This is a genomic window from Clostridium swellfunianum (assembly GCF_023656515.1).
Classification (GTDB): domain Bacteria; phylum Bacillota; class Clostridia; order Clostridiales; family Clostridiaceae; genus Clostridium_AT; species Clostridium_AT swellfunianum.
In genome coordinates this window covers 490329-509789 of sequence record NZ_JAMOFV010000006.1, presented here as the reverse complement: position 1 = coordinate 509789, position 19461 = coordinate 490329, and the positions used below count along the sequence as shown (strand labels likewise).

The following is a 19461-nucleotide window of genomic DNA, read 5'->3' as shown; positions in this document are numbered from 1 at the left end:
CAATATTCTATTAAATTTATTAATAGTATTATTGCTATTTCTTAGTTAATTTTCACTATCGAGTCATTTGATGGTTATGCAGCATAAATCAGAAATTAAATAGCGCTACCTCATTAACAAATAGTAAAAACATAAATTCAATGCAGAAACATCTAATCATGTTTCACTTATATAGCTTTACACTATACTCTTATTCGCCACCCCCATCATCCCAGCCGGCATCTCCTCCTTAAACCTCCAAACAAAACTAATCGGCATATTACCCTCATGCCTCACATACTCTACCTCACCCAAATAAATATAAGGCGAAGTCACACCATCCTGTTTCTTATTCTCCCTAACAAATAGAACAATCCTATTGTCAGTCTTCAAGTGATTAATATACCTCTGTCCAGTCTCACTCTCCACACTAGTCCTGCTCTGACTCTGCCAGTGAAATAACCTTTCGTTTATTGCATAATCCTCATAGAGGGTTGAAGGCGAATAATCCTTCTCAGATTTATTTAAAGTCACAAAGAAAGCATCCAGCTTCTTTTCCCTAAAGTACTTAACTCCCTCTCTAAAGGATGGCTTCTTGCTTTCCTCAAAATAGCCGAAGGCAGCCATAATCTGATCCACACTATAACTGCAGTGTAAATCTAGTGGGCACTCAACCCCCAAATCCACCTGCTTATCAACAAAATCAATATGCAAATAGTTATATTGAAGTATCTCCAAAGCCTCTTTCATTAGCTCCTTATTATTTACACAAAGCTCACTTAGTCCCTCTTCAAAAGTAGTAAATCCAAGCTTCTCTGGAGCCTCCAAATAAAAGCTGTAATAAATCATTCCAAGCATCAGCTTTTCCTTTTCGCTAAACACTTCAGCTTTTATGTTCTCGCCTAAAGACAGCACCCTTGTTGCAAACCCAATAAGCTCTCTAGAATTAATATGAAACAAATTCTTAAATCTCTTAGTTATTACTTCCTCTTCTTTATTATTAAAGCTCTCCATAAGCCCAGTTTCAACCTTCATTTTGCTAAAGCTTCTGTCTCCATTTTTCCCATAGACATCAATTAAGCTATAGCCATAATGCTCCATGAAATTAGCCAAGGTAAGCTTCTTATCCGTGTCAGCTTCAAAATATTTAATCTTGCTTATGAGACTAGCCTTTGTAAGCCTTGCATCCTTTATGTTTCTAAGTATATATTCCTTAGCCTGCTTTTCTAAATGTATATAGCAGCCCTTTGGAAGGTTTAAAAATCCATGGTTAATGCTGTATTCTACTGAGTGCTTTGATTTTCCTATTAAGGCTTTAAGCTTCTGCTCAAAGTCATAGTTTTTATGAGCCTGACCTACAAAGTCTAAAACTGTTAAGCATTCTTTTCCTTCGCTTAGTCTTAGTCCTCTACCAAGCTGCTGAAGGAATATGGTTAAGCTTTCTGTTGGTCTTAAAAACAGCACTGTATTTACTTCAGGTATATCCACCCCTTCATTATAAAGGTCTACTGTAAATATGAATTTTATCTCTCCGCTTACAAGTCTCTTTTTAGCAGTGCTTCTTTCTTCGTCGCTGCTCTCACCTGTTAAGGCTATTGATGCTATGCCATTTTTATTAAACCTGTCAGCCATGTAGTAAGCATGCTCAACACTAACACAAAAGCCTAGTCCAATAACCTCCTCCATATCCGTAACATACTTATGGAGGCTTGTTACAACTTGATTTACTCTAATATCATTGCTGGTATAAACCTTCTCAAGCTCCTGTTTGTCATAGCCCCCTCGAGTCCATTTAAGCGTTGACAAATCCACTAGATCAGAAACAGCAAAATATTGAAATGGGCTTAAAAGCTTTCTGTCTATAGCTTCAGGGAATCTAATTTCTGCTGAACTCTATCATCAAATACAAAATCATAATAATCAAAGGTTGCTATTATGGCCTTTTGAATTCTAGTTCTCACAACTAGGTATCTATTTAATTTGTTAAATAAAACCCTTTCATCTTTAATATTCCCTTGCATTTTTTTACTGGAAATAATGCCTTATAAAAATAGCAAATACTACATGCATCAGCTTACATTTAATTATACCTAAAAACAAAAAATTACTCAAAGACCCTCCCTTGAGCAATTTTTAACTATAGTTAAAGCTACCTATTAATTATTACAACAATCCTCGTGTATTCTCAAATGAAACAATTACTTATTCTTTTATGTTCTGTATTGCTCTTATTGCATCAACATACTTTTTAGGCAGACTCCCCATCAACTCAGGTACTCTTTGTCCATGGTTATGACTGCTACTAAGTACATTCCTAATCATAGAATCTCCTGAATCATATTCTCCGCAGTAGATAGCTTCAACAAATCTGGTAAAAGCTAACCTTCGCCCTTGGCATCCTTTCTCTATAGGATAGTTTAAATCTTCCTGCAGGGTAACCCAAAATAGTATGCTTCTTAATAAATTTATCTCACAAGTTTTAAAATTGAAATTCTTATTGTAATTCGGAACACACTCTGTGCCTATAATTTTGTAGTCTGTTCTTACAAGTTGGTTAGTTTTTAATTTATCAAGTCCAAACTGTTCCGGTTTATTCTCATCGCTTAATCCATTAATTGCAATATTAACGACAAAGTTTAATAAATTTTCAGCATAAGTACGATTGTACTTTATCTTAGTATACAGATCAATAATTATATTGGCATGAGTAAGAAAATAATTATATTTATCTACGCTTAACAACAATCTATAATCATATATGCCTTTATCTGTTTTTTTACCTGGTATCTGCAGTTTAATATTATCAATTTCCGTTTCTATCTCTTTTTCATGCAATTCCTCTTTACTATACTTTTTACATTCTAAGTTTTCTCTCGTATATGCCTCTTCTAACATTGTTTTAGCACTTATAAATTTCATTCCTATCCCCCTGTTTTATACAATGTGATGCTTATGTTTATCTATATGTTATATCCCGTCTTGTTAATAATTTATAGTCAGTCGATTAAGTTTTTTATTTGATTCAGTACATAACCGTTATTCAGCCAAAAACACTGCTTAGTCATCAACCTACCATCAGGCAATTCGTAAACATCCGCTGCATTCGCTCCATGAGGTCTGACATGGCAAACAGGATTGTCCTTCATGGATGGTAAATTATTTTTTCTAATAATACCTTTCTTAGTAACCTGTTCCTCTATCCTGACTCCTTCTTTGAGTATATCTACAGTTCTCTCATATACTTTCTTAACCTCAAGTAAATCTTGATATGGCATATTCCAGAACCTATAACCCTTGAATACAAGTTCATCATTTTCATCCTTCTTGAAAACTAAGAATAGATATTTTTGTTCACCAAGTATATTCTTAAGGTCAGATTCCTCCCAGGGTGTCTCAACTATCTCTTTAAACTTAAATGTAGGGAATGACATACTTTCTCTTATCTTGTTATCATTTTCTACCCTTATAGTCTTTATCTTTATATTAGCCTTTTCGAACTCTTCAATCTTAGATAAATCTGTGCCCTTTATACCAAAAACCTTAGACATAAGTAGCTGCACAACATTCTTAGCACTATCTACTTGTCCATATTCTTCGCAGAGTTCATTAAGTGTTCTTCCTATGATAGGGCTAAGCTTTTTATCAACATATCTTTGAATAGATGTTCTTTCATCCTTTATAAGTTTCTCTGTAGATTGGCCTAGCACACGTGTCCTAAGTATATGAGTCATATACGATTGCTTAAAAGCGTAGGCTCTCTGCATTGCTGGTATATCTGAATACGGCTGAGGTCTTACAGACGAACTATCCTTCCCTTTTGGACAGGCTCCGAGGTAGAAGGTATCCCCTTCTGATAACTCGTGTGCCTTTCCCTGTTTTATCTTTTCCACTATAAACTCCCAATCCTGTCTAACCGTAGGCAGATCTTCTTCGGGAACTTCAAATATAAGTGTATCCGTAACCCTGTAGTCCCCAACATCCAATCCTTCTTCATATCTATAAAAAACCAATAATAACTTATTATTCTTAAGCCAGAACGAACTAGTATAGAACCCTTTGTCCACTTCAGTCATATAGTCAATTATATTTAATACAAGTCTTTCCTTAGCAGAAACTGTCCCGTTCTTATTTAATTTATATGGGGTTACCTTGAGTTCTACATTAAGCTCCTTAAAATCGGCCTCTGCCCTTGAATTTATCTCATATCCAAAATGGCTTTCCTCGATTATCTGTCCCAATCTTCCTTTCGCCTTCTGGTTTGCAATTCTCCCTGTTTTATCGATATCCTTAAATTTCTTGCCCTTGAGTTTTTTAGCTTTCTCGATTAATTCCTCTTCAGTTGAGTAAATAGCTCCCTTTTCTCCCATTTTATCCTCCCATTTTGCCTATTGATCTTTACAATTATTTATATTATAATTATAATAGTAATTATCGTAATATGTATATAACTAAGGATGAGGAAAGTATTCACAGAGGTGTAAAATGAAGAAGACGGTATGCGAGCTATTTGCCGGAGTTGGTGGATTCAGGGTTGGTCTAAATGGAAGAAATGATAATAGAAATTGGGATTTTGTTTTCGCTAATCAATGGGAGCCTGGTAAAAAAAATCAGTATGCTTTTGATTGCTATGCATATCATTTTGGCAAGGGCCACAATCATGTAAACGAGGATATTGGAACTGTAGATGAAAATACCATACCCAACCATAATCTTCTTGTTGGAGGCTTCCCATGTCAAGATTATTCGGTGGCTAGAACACAAGCTCTAGGAATTCAAGGGCATAAAGGTGTATTATGGTGGGAAATAAATAGGATAGTCAAAGCAAAAAGACCTCCGTTCATACTTCTTGAGAATGTAGATAGACTCCTTAAGTCTCCAGCAAAGCAGCGTGGTAGAGATTTTGGTATAATCCTATATAGTCTATGGAAACTTGGCTATGCAGTTGAGTGGCGAGTGCTTAATGCAGCTGAATTTGGTTTTGCTCAGAAGAGAAGAAGAACTTTTATATTTGCTTTTCATAAGAATACTAAATACTATACTAAGCTATCAAAACTGGATAGCTTAGATAATTGGGTTTTGAGCAAAGGCTTCTTTCAAGCTGAATTTCCATCCAAGTTTTTAAAAGATCATTTGTCTACTGAGCTCATGGATTTTAATGATATGGTAGATATATCTGACCGTTTCAAGTTTGATTTTAAGAACTCAGGTATAATGCTTGATGGCCAAATAACCACAATGGAGTTAAAAGCAAAGGAGTTCACTCCGATAACATTAGGGCAGATAAGACAAACTGAAGTTGTAGACGAAAAATATTTTATTCATAAAGATGCTAATAAACTAGAAAAATTTAAATATCTAAAGGGATCAAAAAAAATACAACGGGTTGACAAGAATGGTTATGAATATTTCTACTCTGAGGGTGGAATGAGTTTCCCTGATGATCTTGATTCCCCAGGAAGAACCATGCTTACAAGTGAGGGCAGTGTGAATCGTAGTACTCACGTTATAGAGGATGCCATCACAGGAAACTATAGAATTTTAACCCCTATAGAATGTGAAAGATTAAATGGATTTCCTGATAATTGGACTGATACAGGCATGCCGGAAAACTTTAGATACTTCTGCATGGGTAATGCTTTGGTTGTTGGTCTGATTGAAAAGATGGGCCATCAACTTGATAAAATATTCAAAAGTGAGAAAGATATTAATATTATGGAATCCGAGGAAGCAGCAGTTACCTTTGAGCAGCTCAAGCTTGGTATATAAGACAATAGGCACTAGTTTTCTCAAGCTAGTGCCTATTGTTTTATCCCATATCCTTCTCTATTACTCTTGCTATATTTGTATCTACAGCCCAGCTCTGTTTTTCAAAGGAACACATAATCACCATTCCCGCTATATATTGACCCACTCCATTTATCTTTAGCAGTTCATTTCTATCTTCAGGAATCTTCCCATCGAACTTTGAACATATATACTTGGCCATACTAATAAATCTGTTAGCCCTAATGCTGAGGCCTAGCGGTTTTATTACTTTTTTAACGTTTGACTCTTTTGCCTCTGATAAGGAAAAAGCATCAGGGTATTCATTGAAAAAAGTACTAAATACTTCTGCCACCTTATCCGCTCTAGTTCTGTGGAGCATAATTTCAGTAGTTAAAATAATATAGGAATCGGCTGTATCTCTCCAAGGATAAATTCTGAGGTTTTTGCTCCCCCTTTCGTTGATGATATCTCTTAATAGTTGTACTTTAGTATAGTCATCCATATTAATCACCATATCTCTATAATTCATCGATTATTTCTCTATTAATATGATGCTACTAAACCTATTATTTTAGTTTTTGTTTTATCTCATTACTTATTTGTTGCCCGTAAACTCCTTCTCAGCATAAGCAGCCGCTAAGTTTTAAAACTCTATACATCTCAATTTAGAGTTATGAGTTTTCTCCAATGAATTTTCTATAAAAAATATGCTAAGATATATACATACAAAAATAACTCAAAACTAAGGAGGATCCCTCATGCTATTTATGTTAATAGCCAAAGCCTCAAAGAATTCGGAAGCAGGAAATCTCCCAAGTCCAGAGCTCATGGAAGCCATGACAAAGTACAATGAGGAATTAGTTAAGGCAGGAGTACGGGTTATGGCTAAAGGACTTCATCCAAGTTCAAATGCAATGCGCATTTCCTATCCAAAGCCAGGAGAAGAGCCAGTGGTTACATATGGTCCATTTACTGAATCAAAGGATTTAATTGCGGGATTCATTCTGATTGATGTAAATTCGAAGGAAGAAGCTATAGAGTGGGCCATGAGAATGCCGGACCCGCAAGGATATGGAGAAGGTCAGATTGAATTGCGTCAGGTATTTTAGCCGCCAAATCATCCTGCAGCCGTCCCGCTTTAAGCCTTGAAGCCATGACTGCACAATTCAAGGGCTAGCTCTCAGAATGATTTAGGTAATCATTTTGAGCTAGCCCCTTTATTTTTACAGCCTGTTAACTTCAGTTTCAAGTACCTCGAAAGCCTTGTCTAATGCTTCTCTAGGAATAAGACCATAGCAATCTCCAAAGGAAAGCTCTGTCTTACAGCTTGAAGGGCTTAGTTCTCTTAGGCCTTGAACTAAGGCTACATTGGTACTTTCCATCACGTTAATAAGTATCTTTTCAAGAGTCTCCTTTGGCTGGTCTATGTGCAGGTGGAACATGTTGCATACAGGAAGCTCTGGAACTGTCTTAATGCCTTTGATCTTATTGAAGTGTTGTGCTGCTTCCACAGCATGCTCCCAATATTCTTTCATCTTACCCATACGCTTATCCATATTGAATTTCGAACTTACTATGTATGGATAAAGGCTTATGAGGTCTCCGCCATGTCTTCTTTTCCACACCTTGGACTCCTCTATAAAATCAGAGCTTCCGGCAAGTACAGCTCCTGCAATACCTCCAAATCCCTTGTAGAAGGATACATACACACTGTCAAAGAGGCTGCAGATTTCGGCAGCTGTCTTGTTGTAGTAAGGCAGAGCTTCGAAGAGACGAGCACCATCTAAGTGAAGCTTTATTCCTTTAGCTTTGCAGTACTCAGCTATTTCCACAAGCTCATCAAAAGAAGGCAGCTGGCCACCGATTTCGCGCTGAGGAAGTTCGATTAAAAGAGTTGAAATAGGCTCGTTTATTGCTTTAATTTCTTCAAGTGTGAAAAGGCGGTTGCTTTCACCTAAAAGAACACTCCCTAAATTGTGAAGCACCTTTAAGCCGTCCTGTTCGTGGATTTCCAGATGGCATAGAGGATGGTAGGCTACCTGGTTTATATTTAATCTATCAGACCATATTCTAAGAGCAATTTGCTGGGCCATTGTTCCGCTTGGGAAAAAACCTGCTTTTTCCTTTCCTAATAGCTTTGCCATTTCTTCTTCGAAATCATTTATAACTGCTCCGGCTCCGTACATATCTGAAGCTGTGGAAGGATCAAGATTTTCAAAGGCTTCCATAAGTGCTCCAAAGTTTCTCGGGCCATTGCCAGTTAGCTTGTACTTTGTTGATTTAACAACGTCGATAAAGGATTTTTCCATGGTTATACCCCCTGAATTTATAAGTTCTCTATAGATTAATTATAGCACTATAAAACTTGTTAAAATATACTATAGTGTCACTTACATACATCCAGCTATTATCTTAACAAGTTAAATCATCTGGTCATAATTCATATAAGGCTTCATATCATTGTTTAGGCTGAAAAAAGTAAAAAGTTGAATTGACTGCCCACTCTTTAGGAAAGTAACATTAGGGGTATACATATCACTGTTGTCAATGCCTAACATTTTGTCAAAAAGCTCATTCCTGCTGCCAAAAATATATACCGTATCCTAACAATTTGTGGTAATATTAACTAAAATATACCACTTCCTTTCTTTATAGGAGGTATAGGAACTGAAAGCATCCCATAAAAGTTTTTGAATACAAATAAGGTTAATTTATTCTGGAAAGGCGGCAATATTATGAAAAGAATTATATCTATTATAACGGCCTCGCTGCTACTAGTAACGACAGCTGCTGGCTGTGGTGCAAAATCTGGTGTCAAAACCTCAAGCTCTCCTGTAGAAGATCCAAAGCTTGTAGAGCTTAAGACAAAGCTTGATAAGGAGTTTACTGATTTTTATGGAACGGATATCTTTAGCGGGTATGTGTATATATCTAAAAAGGGTACTGTACTTCTGGATAAAGGCTATGGCAAAGCTGACTTTGAAAAAGGTACTGCAGTCACAAAGCAAACCAAATTTGATATAGCCTCCTTAACAAAGCAAATAACCGCTGCTTCTATAATGCAGCTTGAGGAAAAGAAGCTTTTAGCTGTAACTGATACTATCGATAAGTATCTGCCTAGTTTTCCTTATGGAAACGAAATAACTATCCATCAATTATTAACCCATACTTCAGGCCTGCCTCAGCACTCTTTGGAGTTCGACATCAGAAAGTTCAGGCCCTCCTATAAAAACTTTGGCAAAGAAGGCAAGGATGAGAAGGTTAAGCTTCTTTCTAAGCCAGGAACAACCTTTGAATACAGCAATACAGGATATATTCTTCTGGGCTATATAATAGAAAAGCTTTCTAGTAAAACCCTCAATGAGTATTTCACTGAAGATATATTTAAGCCTCTTAATATGAATAATACTTCCTTCAGAGATGATACTGGACGGATAGAAAATCTAGCAACGGGATATTCCTCGGAGAAGAAAGAAAAGGTAGAAACGCCCTGGAACCTAACAAATATCGGCTACTCCCTTGGCTCAGTAGCTCTTTGCTCTACAGTGGAAGACCTCATCAAGTGGGAAAGTGCTTTAAAAGAGCAGAAATTGATAAGCAAAGAATCCTATGAAAAGATATATACTCCTAATAAAAACAGCTACGGTTATGGCTGGTATATACTTAAAGACTCAAAAGGAAACAAAAGCTATGAGCATTATGGAAACGCCTCAGGCTATAGAAGCTATATTCTAAGAGCGGTGGATGAAGATATAGTAGCAATAGTGGTAAGCAACTATCAGAACATCCCTCTAGAGGCTATGACAGCACAATTTAAGGGCTATCTTAAACAATAAATTTTTAAGGCTGTTTATATTTTATATATGAGCAGCTTTTTTGTCTTTCCTTAGAAGGATTGCGGTGTGAATGCTCACGTTATTTATTTTGATCCGACAGTTATTGATAGTTCCTTTACCCTAGAAAAAATATACGACATTTCAGAATTTAATAAGTTCACAAATATTCAGGACTATTTTTATCTGGAGCCCTTCCTCTTTAGGACTGAAAAAGCAAATGCATATATTGAAATTGGACTTGCTATGTATAAAAGAGTGTCCCAGCTTTATAAAATGCTATATGACGAGATAAATCCCTGCGATGGTCTTTACTGGGTGTGCCGTTCCCGCTCTTTCTTCCTGGAAATATTGTTTATAATACAATATGTGTATACCAATTTACAAACAGAGGAAAAACTCCACCTTCCCAATAGTTCTGCGGATTTAAATGAAGTGCTTCTATATTTGCATTCAAATTATCAGGACAAAATTACAATCGAGGATTTAACACAAATCTTCCATATAAACAGAACAACCTTGTCTGAAAAGTTTCGTGCCTCAACAGGAATGTCTATTAAAGATTACCTTATTAAGTTAAGGATTAAACTATCCGCTGTAATGCTAAGAGATACAATGCTTCCAATATCTGAAATAATGAATAGAGTAGGTTTTAATGAAGCACATCATTTTTCTAGAATGTTTAGTAAATGCATGGGCTGCTTGCCTTCAGACTATAGAAAAAAATCCTTTAATATATAAATAATTATATATCCTTAATAAGAAGGAGCGTTAATCATTTAAATTAACACTCCTTATCTTTCACTTCATGTTGTGAAAGTCCCTTTGATTTATTACTATAAAAATAGCATCCTCAAGGATTCTGCCTTTATAACAAAACTGATAAACTATTGTCAATTTTATTGATTGGAGATGGCATACCAAGTAAATATCCTTGAGCATAGCAAGCGCCTAATCCCTTTACTAATTCTAAGGTTTCTGCATCCTCAATACCTTCAATGATAATTTGCGCAGAGTCCCCAACCATTCTTATAAGGCTCTCAATGATCCGCTGCTTTTTCTTATCGTTTACCGCATTTAGAAGATAGTATTTATCTAACTTGATGTACTCCGGTTCTAGTTCTATCCAATACTGAGGTGATGTATATCCCATTCCCATATCGTCTACAGCAAATTTTACATTCCTTGCTCTCAATTGTTCTAAAGTTGATTTAAGCAATTGCCAGTCATCAATACGTTCGGTTTCTGACAGCTCTAATACGATATTAGGGATATTTTCTGAATGCTTATCCCACCAAGAAATAAAATCTCTTTGCAGCAATGTCGAAGGAAGGATATTTATAAACAAAGAATACTCCTTTAACTTCCCAAAAAGCTGCTGTGCCTTAATAATTAAATGTTTATCCAGTATATTGTGCTCCCCTAATAGCTGTGCATTCTGAAAAACTTCCATTGGATCTAATGTGATACGTTTTTTATCACGCATAAGAGCTTCATATCCAAGCAGTATATCGCTCTTCACGTCGTAAATAGGCTGATACCAACAGGTTAAGTCACAAAAGTTTATAGACTGTCTTATTGATTGTAATTTCATAAAGCATGCCCCCTATCATAGCTTCTTTAAAACGGTTTCCTATGTTTTTAACTAATATCAAAAAACAAAAAATGGATAGATAGCACAATAGCTACCTACCCACAATACAATTATTTTGCAAACAATTTTATAATGTGAACGGCAACCCGACTATCATGGCGAATCATCGCTTTAGACTCGTAGCTTTGCGTCACTACCTTTCAGTAGTTTTGCCCTTAGAATACAAAATAAATTCTACATTAATAGTAGTTTTTTGTCAATATTTGTTTAAATAAGCATTTAATATGTATTTAACGCGTATTATGTAAAATCATGTTATAATATGTAATCTCGCTAGATTTTTATAAAATTAAAAGGCGCCCCTAAGGACGCCTTTTCCCCTACAACTTAAACTTATTTACATTCTCCAGCATTTCTCTAGTCATATTGCATAAGTTTTGTGCAGCTCCCGCCACTTCTTCCGTTGATGCACTTACTTCTTCTGTGGATGCTGATATCTCCTCTGAGGATGCGGACATCTGAACGGCAACTGATGCAACTTCTTCTATCTTTTCCATTACTATATCTTTATCTTTATGCAGTGAAGTTGAAGAGTTATTTACTTCCTGTATTTTAGGAATTATAGCTCTTATGGCATTAACAATACTGTCAAAGGATTTTATAGCTGCATTCACTATCTCCATTTCGCTTGATAATTCATCGCTCATTTCCTTTGAGGTGCTAACCATACTGTTGCTGTTTTTTGATATATCACTTATTAGAGAATTAATAGTCTCGGATGAACTTTTACTTTCTTCAGCAAGCTTTCTTATTTCGTCAGCAACAACTGCAAAGCCCCTTCCTGCTTCACCTGCTCTGGCTGCTTCAATAGCCGCATTAAGTGCTAGAAGGTTCGTTTGACTTGCTATTCCGTTTATCAGGTTGGAAATATCATTTATTTTGTTAATTTTTGTTCCTAAGTTTGATATTTTATCTGAGAAATCATTGAATGCGCTTTTAACTGCATTAATTGATTGTGCCAGATTATCTATCTTGCTATTGCTGTCGTTTGCTATATTATCAATTTCATTTGCATTCTTATCAACTTCTTCGATGGCTTGTATTATGTTTTCTAACTGTGAACCAAATTTATTTGTTATATCTGAAACCTTCATCAAACGCTCTGTTTGATTCTCTGCACCCTTTGCTACATCTTGTATTGCTGATGTTACATTGCTTGAGGCTGCTGCCATTTCTTCAGATACTGCAGTTAAGGTTTCTGATTGAGTATCAATATTTTCAGAGCTTTGCTTTATGGATTTAATCATCTCTTTAATTGAATCCTGCGTAGACTTTATGGCATTTGTAATTTCACCAAATTCATCATCCCTCTTTAAGTATTCATTAGATATATCAAAGGATAAATCGCCGTTTGATAGCAATCCCAGATACTTCTTTGTATTGTTGAGAGGTTTTACTATAAATTTAGTAGCAAAGAACATCATTCCTACTATTGATGCTAGGATTAGTATAAGCGTAAATCTAGAAATTTTTATTAGTATTTCATTTACTTGACTGCCTATAACTTTCTTATCCATTCCAATAAAGAACATACCTATATTTGAACCATTTTTATCTTTTATAGGAAGGTATATTGCTTTATATGGTTCATTTAAAACAGTTGAAGTACCTACATACTCAGTTCCTTTAGCTATAACGGTATCTATAACCTTTTCTTCTGCTTTTGTTCCTGTTGCCCTGCCATTGTTATCAGGTATAGTTGTAGCAATTCTTGTGTCTTTTAGGAATATTGTGCACTCAACATTAGCTCTCTTTTTAATGCTGTCAAGCATCTCAGTATCATCGTTGATTAATTTGCTTCCCTTATATAGTTTGTCATTCACTATGCTCCAGTCGCCTTTATATTCCTGATTGATTAATTCCATGCTTAGGTTTGAACTTGTCCTAAGAGTACTGTTAGTTATGAAGCTGTTAAACTGAACATAAATAATCACGCTAACAACTATGCTAAAAATTAAAATTGTAGAAATAATCAATGAAAGTAACTTTCCTCTTGTTTTAAAACGAATATTCATTTTTCTCATCTCCCATATTCTTAAACACCTCACTTTACCAATATTACTATTACATTGTTACATTTTCCACAAAAAAAGACATTCTTCACAAAATCTTCAGAATACTGTATGATAATTACATTTTATGTTGTTAGTTGCCATTTCTATATAAGGTATTATCCTTAACGCTCAAAGTCTTAGCTCCATCAATAAAGAAATTAAATTAATATTTTAAGCTTCTTAAAATGAATATTCCCAGCTATTATTGACTATAAATAATTTACAAGCTATAATAATCACATGATTTAATCACTTGATTAAATCATGTGATTATTATTTTTTTGATGAAATTGAGGTGTAAGCATGGAGCTTTCTACAAAACAAAAGATAATACTAGCCACTATTGGGTGTATTGAAAAAGAAGGAATTAATGCTGTAACAATAAGAAGTATTGGAAAAGAAGCCAACGTAAACAGTGCAGCTATCAATTACCATTTTGGTTCAAAAGAAAAGCTTATTGAAGAAGCTTTTGATTATATACAAAAAGATTTCATGATGGACTTTACCGAAATTATTAACAAGGACATGGACTTAAGAAAAATAGTAGAAGAATTGCTTCTATATATTCTTCAAGGAACTATTAGATATCCCAATATTGTAAAGGCAGTACTATATGAGCCATTCTTTAATAATAATTATAATGGTGTCTTTATTAATAAATTAAATGCTTTATGTGAGGAGCTTTGCAGAAAAGTAAATAAGCAGCCTGCTTCTGATAAAGAGAAAAATAAAATTGCTGTCATTCAATTAACAGCCTCAAGCCTCTTCATGGGAATCTTTCCATGTATTTTTAAAGACTTTTCAAATATAGACCTTAGAGATGAAAATATGTTAAAAGAATATATAAAAACACTGTCAGATATTTTTGTAAATGCAATTATAGGGTTTTAACTATGAAACTAAACCTATACATGTCATAAAACAGGCAGCTTTAAGCCTTTTTAGGACATGTATAAGTTAATAGTTGAATTTAAAACCCTATATAGGGTTTTAACTATGAAACTAAACTTAAAATCCTTAGGGGATTCTATATAAAGGGAGTAAGCGTTATGGAAGGAAAATGGTACAAATTAGATAATGCCGCAAAAATATATCCTGCTATCAGAGAAAAAAATTGGGCACCAATGTTTCGAATTGATGCAGTTTTAAAAGAGGAAGTAAATCCAGAGGTTCTTCAAGCAGCACTTACAATGACTTACAAGAGGTTTCCAACCTTTTCTGTTAATATTGTGAAGGGTTTGTTCTGGTATTACTTTGAGCCAAATGAATCTGAACCTAAAGTAAGGCTTGAAGATACCTATCCCACCTCACCCTTTTCAGAGAAAAAGGATGGTGGCTATTTATTTAGAGTTCTACACTACAAGCATAGAATATCTCTAGAAATATTCCATTCTATTACTGATGGATTTGGAGCAACCATTTTTTTAAGAACGCTGCTTTTTAACTATTTTACTTTGTTAAATGGAAGAGAGCCTATTGATAATGCTTTTGAGCTAGAGAACTATGGCATTTTATATCATAAGGACTTGCCAACGCCTGAAGAAACAGCTGATTCCTTTCAATACTATGCGCTGGCTAACAATGAAATGAGCTTGAAGGAAAACTCAGCCTTTAAGATTCCTGGCACCAGAATAAAGGAAAATACCTTAAAAGCTCTTCATGTTTTAGTTGATGTGAAGGACTTACATAGGCTTTCCAAGGAATTTGATGCTACAATTACTGAGTTTTTAACGGCTCTTTTTATATATGCCATATTGGATGCTAAGGTTTATAACTCAACTGAAAAGAAGCCTATTAAAATATCAGTACCAATTAATCTTAGAAAGAGATTTCCCTCCAAAACCCTGCGCAACTTTTCTTCATATATAAATGTGGAATTTACTCCTGAAGGAAGTGCGGAAAGGATAAAGCTAAAGGATATATGTGAAGTTGTTAGCAAACAAATTCGAGATGGTGTGGATATAGATACTTTAAGAGGTAAATTCAGCGGCAACGTACAAACAGAAAAAAATATAGCCATGAGAATAGCTCCCCTTATGTTAAAAAACATAGTCTTAAAGACTGGATTTTCATTGTTTGGTGAGCGTATTACAACTTCTACCCTGTCTAATGTTGGAAACATTGAACTGCCAAAAGCTATGGCTGATATGGTAGAAAGGTTTGATTTTCTTATTGGTGCTCCGAAGCAAAATGCCTTTAACTGTGCAGTAATAAGCTTTAAAGATACAATCAGCATTTCCTTCTCCAGTATCATAGGAGAAAATACTGTACCTAAAAAGTTTGTTGATTTTTTAGTTGGGAAGGGTCTTAAGGTTAATATAGAAGCCAATTATTAATAGGAAAGAGGTGCGGGCTTTGAGGTGTGAGAGCTGCAAAATTGAGACTAATAATATAACCAACAATTGTCCCTTATGTGGAAAGCATCTATCTGAAAGTGATAGTGAACATAAAGATGTGTATCCAAACCTAGGTGAGAAGCCTTTAAAAGAGAGAGGTAAATTGTTTAAGTGGCTGTTATTTTCAACAATTATTTATACCCTATTTATGTTTGGCTTAAACTTAATTACTCCCCACAAATACTACTGGAGTATAATACCTATTTTTGCTGTCTGGATGCTGTGGATACTATTTGGAATACCAATAACAAAGGGCAAGCTAACCCCCTTAATGATGATTTTTGATAATGTTATTATAAGTATTTTACTAATAGCCATTGACACTACCTTCTCATTGAAAGGCTGGACTTTGAGCTACATTGGTCCCTTTGTTCCCTCTGCTACTGCTTTGGTAATTACAATAATAGTAGCAAGCTTAAAAACAACCCGAAAAGAATTCTACTATTTCCAAATGACAATTGCAGCTGTATGCTGCCTGCCTATTATTATTAAGCTATTCTACAACTTCAAGCTCTGGCCAAGTATAGTTTCTGCCCTATATGGAATAGTTACTATTTTAGCTATGCTGATATTTGGAGACAAGAGGTTTAGATATGAAGCTAAAAAGAGGCTGCATTTTTAGGATTTAAAGTGAAGGATTTAGGGGTTAATTTTTCACTCTAATTGAAAATAAGATTGTTTAAGTTTATTATCCACAGCTTTTGTAAAATGAAGTTTATATGATCTTTATTGAACTACTTGATTTTATAGGTAGCATAAAATTTTTTTGTGAAATGTTGTAACGAAATATAAATTTGATAGTCCTATATATGAAAGGCGGTGAGAATGTGACTGAATTTGAAGGAATATACTCCGAATATTTCAAGGATGTATATAGATATGTGTTATGCCTTACTAAAAATGAGAGTATTGCCGAGGATATAACACAAGAGACATTTTTTAAAGCGTTAAAAAGCATTGATAGCTTCAAAGGAACTTGTAAAATGAGTGTTTGGCTTTGCCAAATTGCTAAAAACTTATATTTTTCATATTTAAAGAAAGGACAAAATAATTTTGAAAGAGTTGAAGATATAGCCGATGTTTTTGACGTTGATTTTGAACGAAGAATAGTTGATGATGAAAGTACATTTGAAATTCATAAATTACTCCATAATTTAGAAGAACCGTATAAAGAAGTATTTACATTGCGTTTTTTTGGAGATTTATCATTTTTAAAAATAGCTGAATTGTTTGGTAAAACTGAAAGCTGGGCAAGGGTCACTTATCATCGTGCAAGAATAAAATTAAAGGAGAAGTTAATATGAGATTATCATGTGAAGTTATTAGAGATTTGCTACCATTGTATTATGATAAAGTTTGTAGTAAAGAAAGTTCTTTGTTAGTAGAAGAGCATTTAACTAACTGTCCTCAATGCTTAGATGAATTGGAAAAACTTAAAGTAAATTTAGAAAACCCAAATATTTCAGATGGGGGGATAAAAGTAATGGGAAATATTTCAGCAAAATGGAAAAGAGATAAGAAGGTTTCGTTCACAAAAGGTTCCATGTTGGTTTCGGGTTTAGCAGCTATGACTTGTTTCATTGCCTTTAATGTTATAGGGTCAAAAGTTTTGCCCGATGGGACATTAGTTGAGCCATTCGGATTAATACCAATCGGATATATATTTGTTTTAGTGTTTATCATTTCACTAATATGCAACTTTGTATTCTTGAAGAAGTACAAAAGTAATATTAAGTAAAATGAGCATATGCTAAGTTAGGTTAACTGACAATTTTCTTCTATGACAAGTCGAAGGCAACCTCAAGGTTGCCTTTTAATTTCAACATTATTCTTAAACACAGTCATAATTTTTTCATACCCCACTAAAAACTCCAAGAAAACTATCGATAATAAAAAGTGAGTTTTAGGATAATTTTGCATAAACCTAAAACAAGTCTTTCTAGACAATAGCAATCAGCAATGGGGGTATGACAATTGAAAAAAACTATAAAGATTCTCGTAGTACTGAACGTAATAATGCTAATAGTTGTTGGTGCTATAGCTATTAAGTACTTTAAGTCCAACTCTTCAAAAGATATGCAGGCTTCTATTTCTCCTGTCAAAACAGTTGAAGAGCCAAAAATCACTTCAGATAAAACAACTGAAACAATAAATGAAGAAAAAAAGCAAGGCTTTTTATTGCCTGCCAGTCATTTAAGAAAGATTACTGAGAAAGACGTAAAGGATTGGGATGTAAACACCTTAAAATTTGCACGCTTTGAGATATTTGCAAGGCATGGCTATGTTTTTAACGATAAAGACTTAGACAGCTATTTCAAGGAGACAACCTGGTATCATCCACAGGCTGAATACAAAGGAAGAGGCATGAATGATATAGAGCTTTATAACATTGACTTTCTTTACAAAACAGAACAGGAAACTATTAAAGAAAAATTTAAAACTAACGTGCTTTCTTCTGAGGGTGGAGCTAATCAGGCAAACCATGGACTAGCAGTAGAAAGAGACGGCTGGATTTATTATATGAACCTGGCTGATGACAATTCACTCTATAGAATGACTGCAGACGGATATTCAGACAAAGAAAAAATCAACGACCTTCATTCTCAGTACATTGAGGTAGACGACCAGTGGGTTTATTATCTTAACGTGTATAGCTCTTCAGATGTAAAACTCTACAGGGTTAAGAAAGACAATACAGAAAATACTCTTTTGTCAAAAGAAAACATATATTATTTTGATTTTGATGGCAATTATATTTATTATCTTGCTGCATCAGAGGATTCCAGCAAACGTGAAATTTATCAAATAAATAAGGATGGCTCTGACAAGAAGCTTGCTTCTTTCTACCTAGAACTCCAAAAGCTTAATGCAGACATATCTAATTTTGAAGTTAAAGATGGCTGGGTATACTATACGAGTGAAGGCAAGCCCTATAAAACAAGTGTAGATGGTAAAAAAACTGTAAAGCTTAGTGAGGATCAGGTTGGAAACTTAAATGTTACAGATAAGTATATTTATTATACTGCTTCATCAGTTTCACCAGATAATGGCGGGAACATCTTTAGAATAAACTTAGATGGCAGCTCTAAAACTTTAGTAAATGCAGCACTATCTGGAGGCAGCATGAATGTTTTTGGAGAGTATATCTATTTCTCAAACAACTCAGATTATAACAAGCTTTATAGAATGAAGACAGACGGTACCGACGTTAAAAAAATGAGTGATGATAAAAATGTCACCTTAATCAATCCAGCAGGACAATGGATATTTTACAAAGCTGGCAGCTCTTACTATAGAGTATCTTTTTATGGCAATGAAAAGGTTCATATAGTTAAAGATAAATAGTTAAAATACTAATTAAACACATAAAAACACACTATATTCGATTAAAAATATAGTGTGTTTTTTGCTGCAAAAATCTATAAAATCTTAAATTTTTCATATATACCCAATCTCCTATGTACACTAAAGCCATACCTAATTCACATCTTAAACAGCATCCATTTGCAAGTCCCAAGCTCGTATTTAAGTTCGAATATTCTAGCCACGTTGTTTATCACACTCTGGCATTTGAAAACCAGCATCTCATTGCCAGCCAGCCTTTCTTTATCTACAGTAATTATTCTGTCAATCTTAATTACAGTCTCGCTCTCATCCTCTTTAGATATTCTAAACCTGACAGGATGAGGCATACCTGTTTTTTCAAACCAACATACCATTTCGATTGGCTTAGCATAAACCTTCATAAACTACTCTCCATTCCTTAATACAAAATTATT

17 protein-coding genes, 1 pseudogene and 1 riboswitch are annotated in these 19461 nt (G+C 34.6%); of the genes and pseudogenes, 10 read left to right on the top strand and 8 right to left on the bottom strand.

What is annotated here, in order from left to right; all coding sequences use genetic code 11:
• Positions 1–177: 177 nt before the first annotated feature.
• The 3 genes and pseudogenes from NBE98_RS02505 to NBE98_RS02495 all read right to left on the bottom strand — a co-directional run.
• Positions 178–1869, bottom strand: a pseudogene (locus tag NBE98_RS02505) (DUF3427 domain-containing protein); the annotation flags it as partial.
• A gap of 312 nt (positions 1870–2181) precedes the next feature.
• A complete protein-coding gene (locus NBE98_RS02500; RefSeq protein ID WP_250812241.1) occupies positions 2182–2898 on the bottom strand; it encodes a hypothetical protein in 717 nt (238 codons plus the stop codon).
• A gap of 77 nt (positions 2899–2975) precedes the next feature.
• Positions 2976–4346: a Sau3AI family type II restriction endonuclease gene (locus NBE98_RS02495; RefSeq protein WP_250812240.1), complete on the bottom strand. Its 1371-nt coding sequence runs from the start codon at positions 4344–4346 to the stop codon at positions 2976–2978.
• A gap of 115 nt (positions 4347–4461) precedes the next feature.
• On the opposite strand from NBE98_RS02495, the gene dcm reads away from it, so the two are divergent.
• Entirely contained in the window at positions 4462–5745 is a 1284-nt protein-coding gene (dcm, locus tag NBE98_RS02490) for a DNA (cytosine-5-)-methyltransferase (RefSeq protein WP_250812239.1), read from the top strand.
• A 40-nt stretch (positions 5746–5785) separates the two neighbouring features.
• On the opposite strand, the gene NBE98_RS02485 is transcribed toward dcm, so the two are convergent.
• The gene (locus NBE98_RS02485; RefSeq protein ID WP_250812238.1) at positions 5786–6274 is read right to left on the bottom strand and encodes an HhH-GDP family DNA glycosylase; all 489 of its coding nucleotides are present in this window, start codon (positions 6272–6274) and stop codon (positions 5786–5788) included.
• Positions 6275–6503: 229 nt separating this feature from the next.
• Between NBE98_RS02485 and NBE98_RS02480 the strand changes: the two genes are divergently transcribed.
• Positions 6504–6854 (top strand): YciI family protein, encoded by a 351-nt coding sequence (locus NBE98_RS02480; protein WP_250812237.1) that lies wholly within the window; start codon positions 6504–6506, stop codon positions 6852–6854.
• 114 nt (positions 6855–6968) lie between these two features.
• Here NBE98_RS02480 and NBE98_RS02475 read toward each other — a convergent pair whose 3' ends face one another.
• Positions 6969–8054 (bottom strand): threonine aldolase family protein, encoded by a 1086-nt coding sequence (locus tag NBE98_RS02475; RefSeq protein ID WP_250812236.1) that lies wholly within the window; start codon positions 8052–8054, stop codon positions 6969–6971.
• Positions 8055–8480: 426 nt separating this feature from the next.
• Here NBE98_RS02475 and NBE98_RS02470 point away from each other — a divergent pair, with 426 nt between their 5' ends.
• Both NBE98_RS02470 and NBE98_RS02465 read left to right on the top strand, forming a co-directional pair.
• Complete coding sequence (locus tag NBE98_RS02470; RefSeq protein ID WP_250812235.1) at positions 8481–9581, top strand: serine hydrolase domain-containing protein; 1101 nt, start codon at positions 8481–8483, stop codon at positions 9579–9581.
• 66 nt (positions 9582–9647) lie between these two features.
• The gene (locus NBE98_RS02465; protein ID WP_250812234.1) at positions 9648–10319 is read left to right on the top strand and encodes a helix-turn-helix domain-containing protein; all 672 of its coding nucleotides are present in this window, start codon (positions 9648–9650) and stop codon (positions 10317–10319) included.
• 127 nt (positions 10320–10446) lie between these two features.
• Here NBE98_RS02465 and NBE98_RS02460 read toward each other — a convergent pair whose 3' ends face one another.
• Together NBE98_RS02460 and NBE98_RS02455 are read right to left on the bottom strand one after the other, a co-directional pair.
• The gene (locus NBE98_RS02460; protein ID WP_250812233.1) at positions 10447–11172 is read right to left on the bottom strand and encodes an EAL domain-containing protein; all 726 of its coding nucleotides are present in this window, start codon (positions 11170–11172) and stop codon (positions 10447–10449) included.
• Positions 11173–11309: 137 nt separating this feature from the next.
• Positions 11310–11396: riboswitch (cyclic di-GMP riboswitch) on the bottom strand.
• A 156-nt stretch (positions 11397–11552) separates the two neighbouring features.
• Positions 11553–13247, bottom strand: coding sequence for a methyl-accepting chemotaxis protein (locus tag NBE98_RS02455; protein ID WP_250812232.1), 1695 nt, complete (start codon positions 13245–13247; stop codon positions 11553–11555).
• A gap of 342 nt (positions 13248–13589) precedes the next feature.
• Between NBE98_RS02455 and NBE98_RS02450 the strand changes: the two genes are divergently transcribed.
• The 6 genes from NBE98_RS02450 to NBE98_RS02425 all read left to right on the top strand — a co-directional run bounded on the left by NBE98_RS02450 (position 13590) and on the right by NBE98_RS02425 (position 19027).
• Positions 13590–14177 carry a TetR/AcrR family transcriptional regulator gene (locus tag NBE98_RS02450; protein WP_250812230.1) on the top strand — a complete coding sequence of 196 codons (588 nt, stop codon included), beginning with the start codon at positions 13590–13592 and terminating at the stop codon, positions 14175–14177.
• A gap of 158 nt (positions 14178–14335) precedes the next feature.
• The gene (locus NBE98_RS02445) at positions 14336–15622 is read left to right on the top strand and encodes a hypothetical protein (protein WP_250812228.1); all 1287 of its coding nucleotides are present in this window, start codon (positions 14336–14338) and stop codon (positions 15620–15622) included.
• Between the two features lie 19 nt (positions 15623–15641).
• Positions 15642–16304, top strand: coding sequence for a DUF6320 domain-containing protein (locus NBE98_RS02440; protein ID WP_250812226.1), 663 nt, complete (start codon positions 15642–15644; stop codon positions 16302–16304).
• A gap of 205 nt (positions 16305–16509) precedes the next feature.
• A complete protein-coding gene (locus tag NBE98_RS02435) occupies positions 16510–16986 on the top strand; it encodes an RNA polymerase sigma factor (RefSeq protein WP_250812225.1) in 477 nt (158 codons plus the stop codon).
• Entirely contained in the window at positions 16983–17420 is a 438-nt protein-coding gene (locus tag NBE98_RS02430; RefSeq protein ID WP_250812224.1) for a DUF3955 domain-containing protein, read from the top strand. Before NBE98_RS02435 ends, NBE98_RS02430 begins: the two co-directional genes overlap by 4 nt.
• Before the next feature lie 236 nt (positions 17421–17656).
• A complete protein-coding gene (locus NBE98_RS02425) occupies positions 17657–19027 on the top strand; it encodes a DUF5050 domain-containing protein (protein ID WP_250812221.1) in 1371 nt (456 codons plus the stop codon).
• A gap of 137 nt (positions 19028–19164) precedes the next feature.
• Here the strand turns inward: NBE98_RS02425 and NBE98_RS02420 are convergent, their stop codons facing one another.
• Positions 19165–19428, bottom strand: a complete 264-nt coding sequence (locus tag NBE98_RS02420; protein ID WP_250812220.1) for a hypothetical protein — start codon at positions 19426–19428, stop codon at positions 19165–19167.
• Positions 19429–19461: the final 33 nt, after the last annotated feature.

Bases quoted from the DNA above. Each gene is read 5' to 3' on its own strand.
- NBE98_RS02500 (WP_250812241.1), bottom strand. From the start codon at position 2,898: ATGAAATTTATAAGTGCTAAAACAATGTTAGAAGAGGCATATACGAGA.
- NBE98_RS02495 (WP_250812240.1), bottom strand. From the start codon at position 4,346: ATGGGAGAAAAGGGAGCTATTTACTCAACTGAAGAGGAATTAATCGAG.
- dcm (WP_250812239.1), top strand. From the start codon at position 4,462: ATGAAGAAGACGGTATGCGAGCTATTTGCCGGAGTTGGTGGATTCAGG.
- NBE98_RS02485 (WP_250812238.1), bottom strand. From the start codon at position 6,274: ATGAATTATAGAGATATGGTGATTAATATGGATGACTATACTAAAGTA.
- NBE98_RS02480 (WP_250812237.1), top strand. From the start codon at position 6,504: ATGCTATTTATGTTAATAGCCAAAGCCTCAAAGAATTCGGAAGCAGGA.
- NBE98_RS02475 (WP_250812236.1), bottom strand. From the start codon at position 8,054: ATGGAAAAATCCTTTATCGACGTTGTTAAATCAACAAAGTACAAGCTA.
- NBE98_RS02470 (WP_250812235.1), top strand. From the start codon at position 8,481: ATGAAAAGAATTATATCTATTATAACGGCCTCGCTGCTACTAGTAACG.
- NBE98_RS02460 (WP_250812233.1), bottom strand. From the start codon at position 11,172: ATGAAATTACAATCAATAAGACAGTCTATAAACTTTTGTGACTTAACC.
- NBE98_RS02455 (WP_250812232.1), bottom strand. From the start codon at position 13,247: ATGAATATTCGTTTTAAAACAAGAGGAAAGTTACTTTCATTGATTATT.
- NBE98_RS02450 (WP_250812230.1), top strand. From the start codon at position 13,590: ATGGAGCTTTCTACAAAACAAAAGATAATACTAGCCACTATTGGGTGT.
- NBE98_RS02445 (WP_250812228.1), top strand. From the start codon at position 14,336: ATGGAAGGAAAATGGTACAAATTAGATAATGCCGCAAAAATATATCCT.
- NBE98_RS02430 (WP_250812224.1), top strand. From the start codon at position 16,983: ATGAGATTATCATGTGAAGTTATTAGAGATTTGCTACCATTGTATTAT.
- NBE98_RS02420 (WP_250812220.1), bottom strand. From the start codon at position 19,428: ATGAAGGTTTATGCTAAGCCAATCGAAATGGTATGTTGGTTTGAAAAA.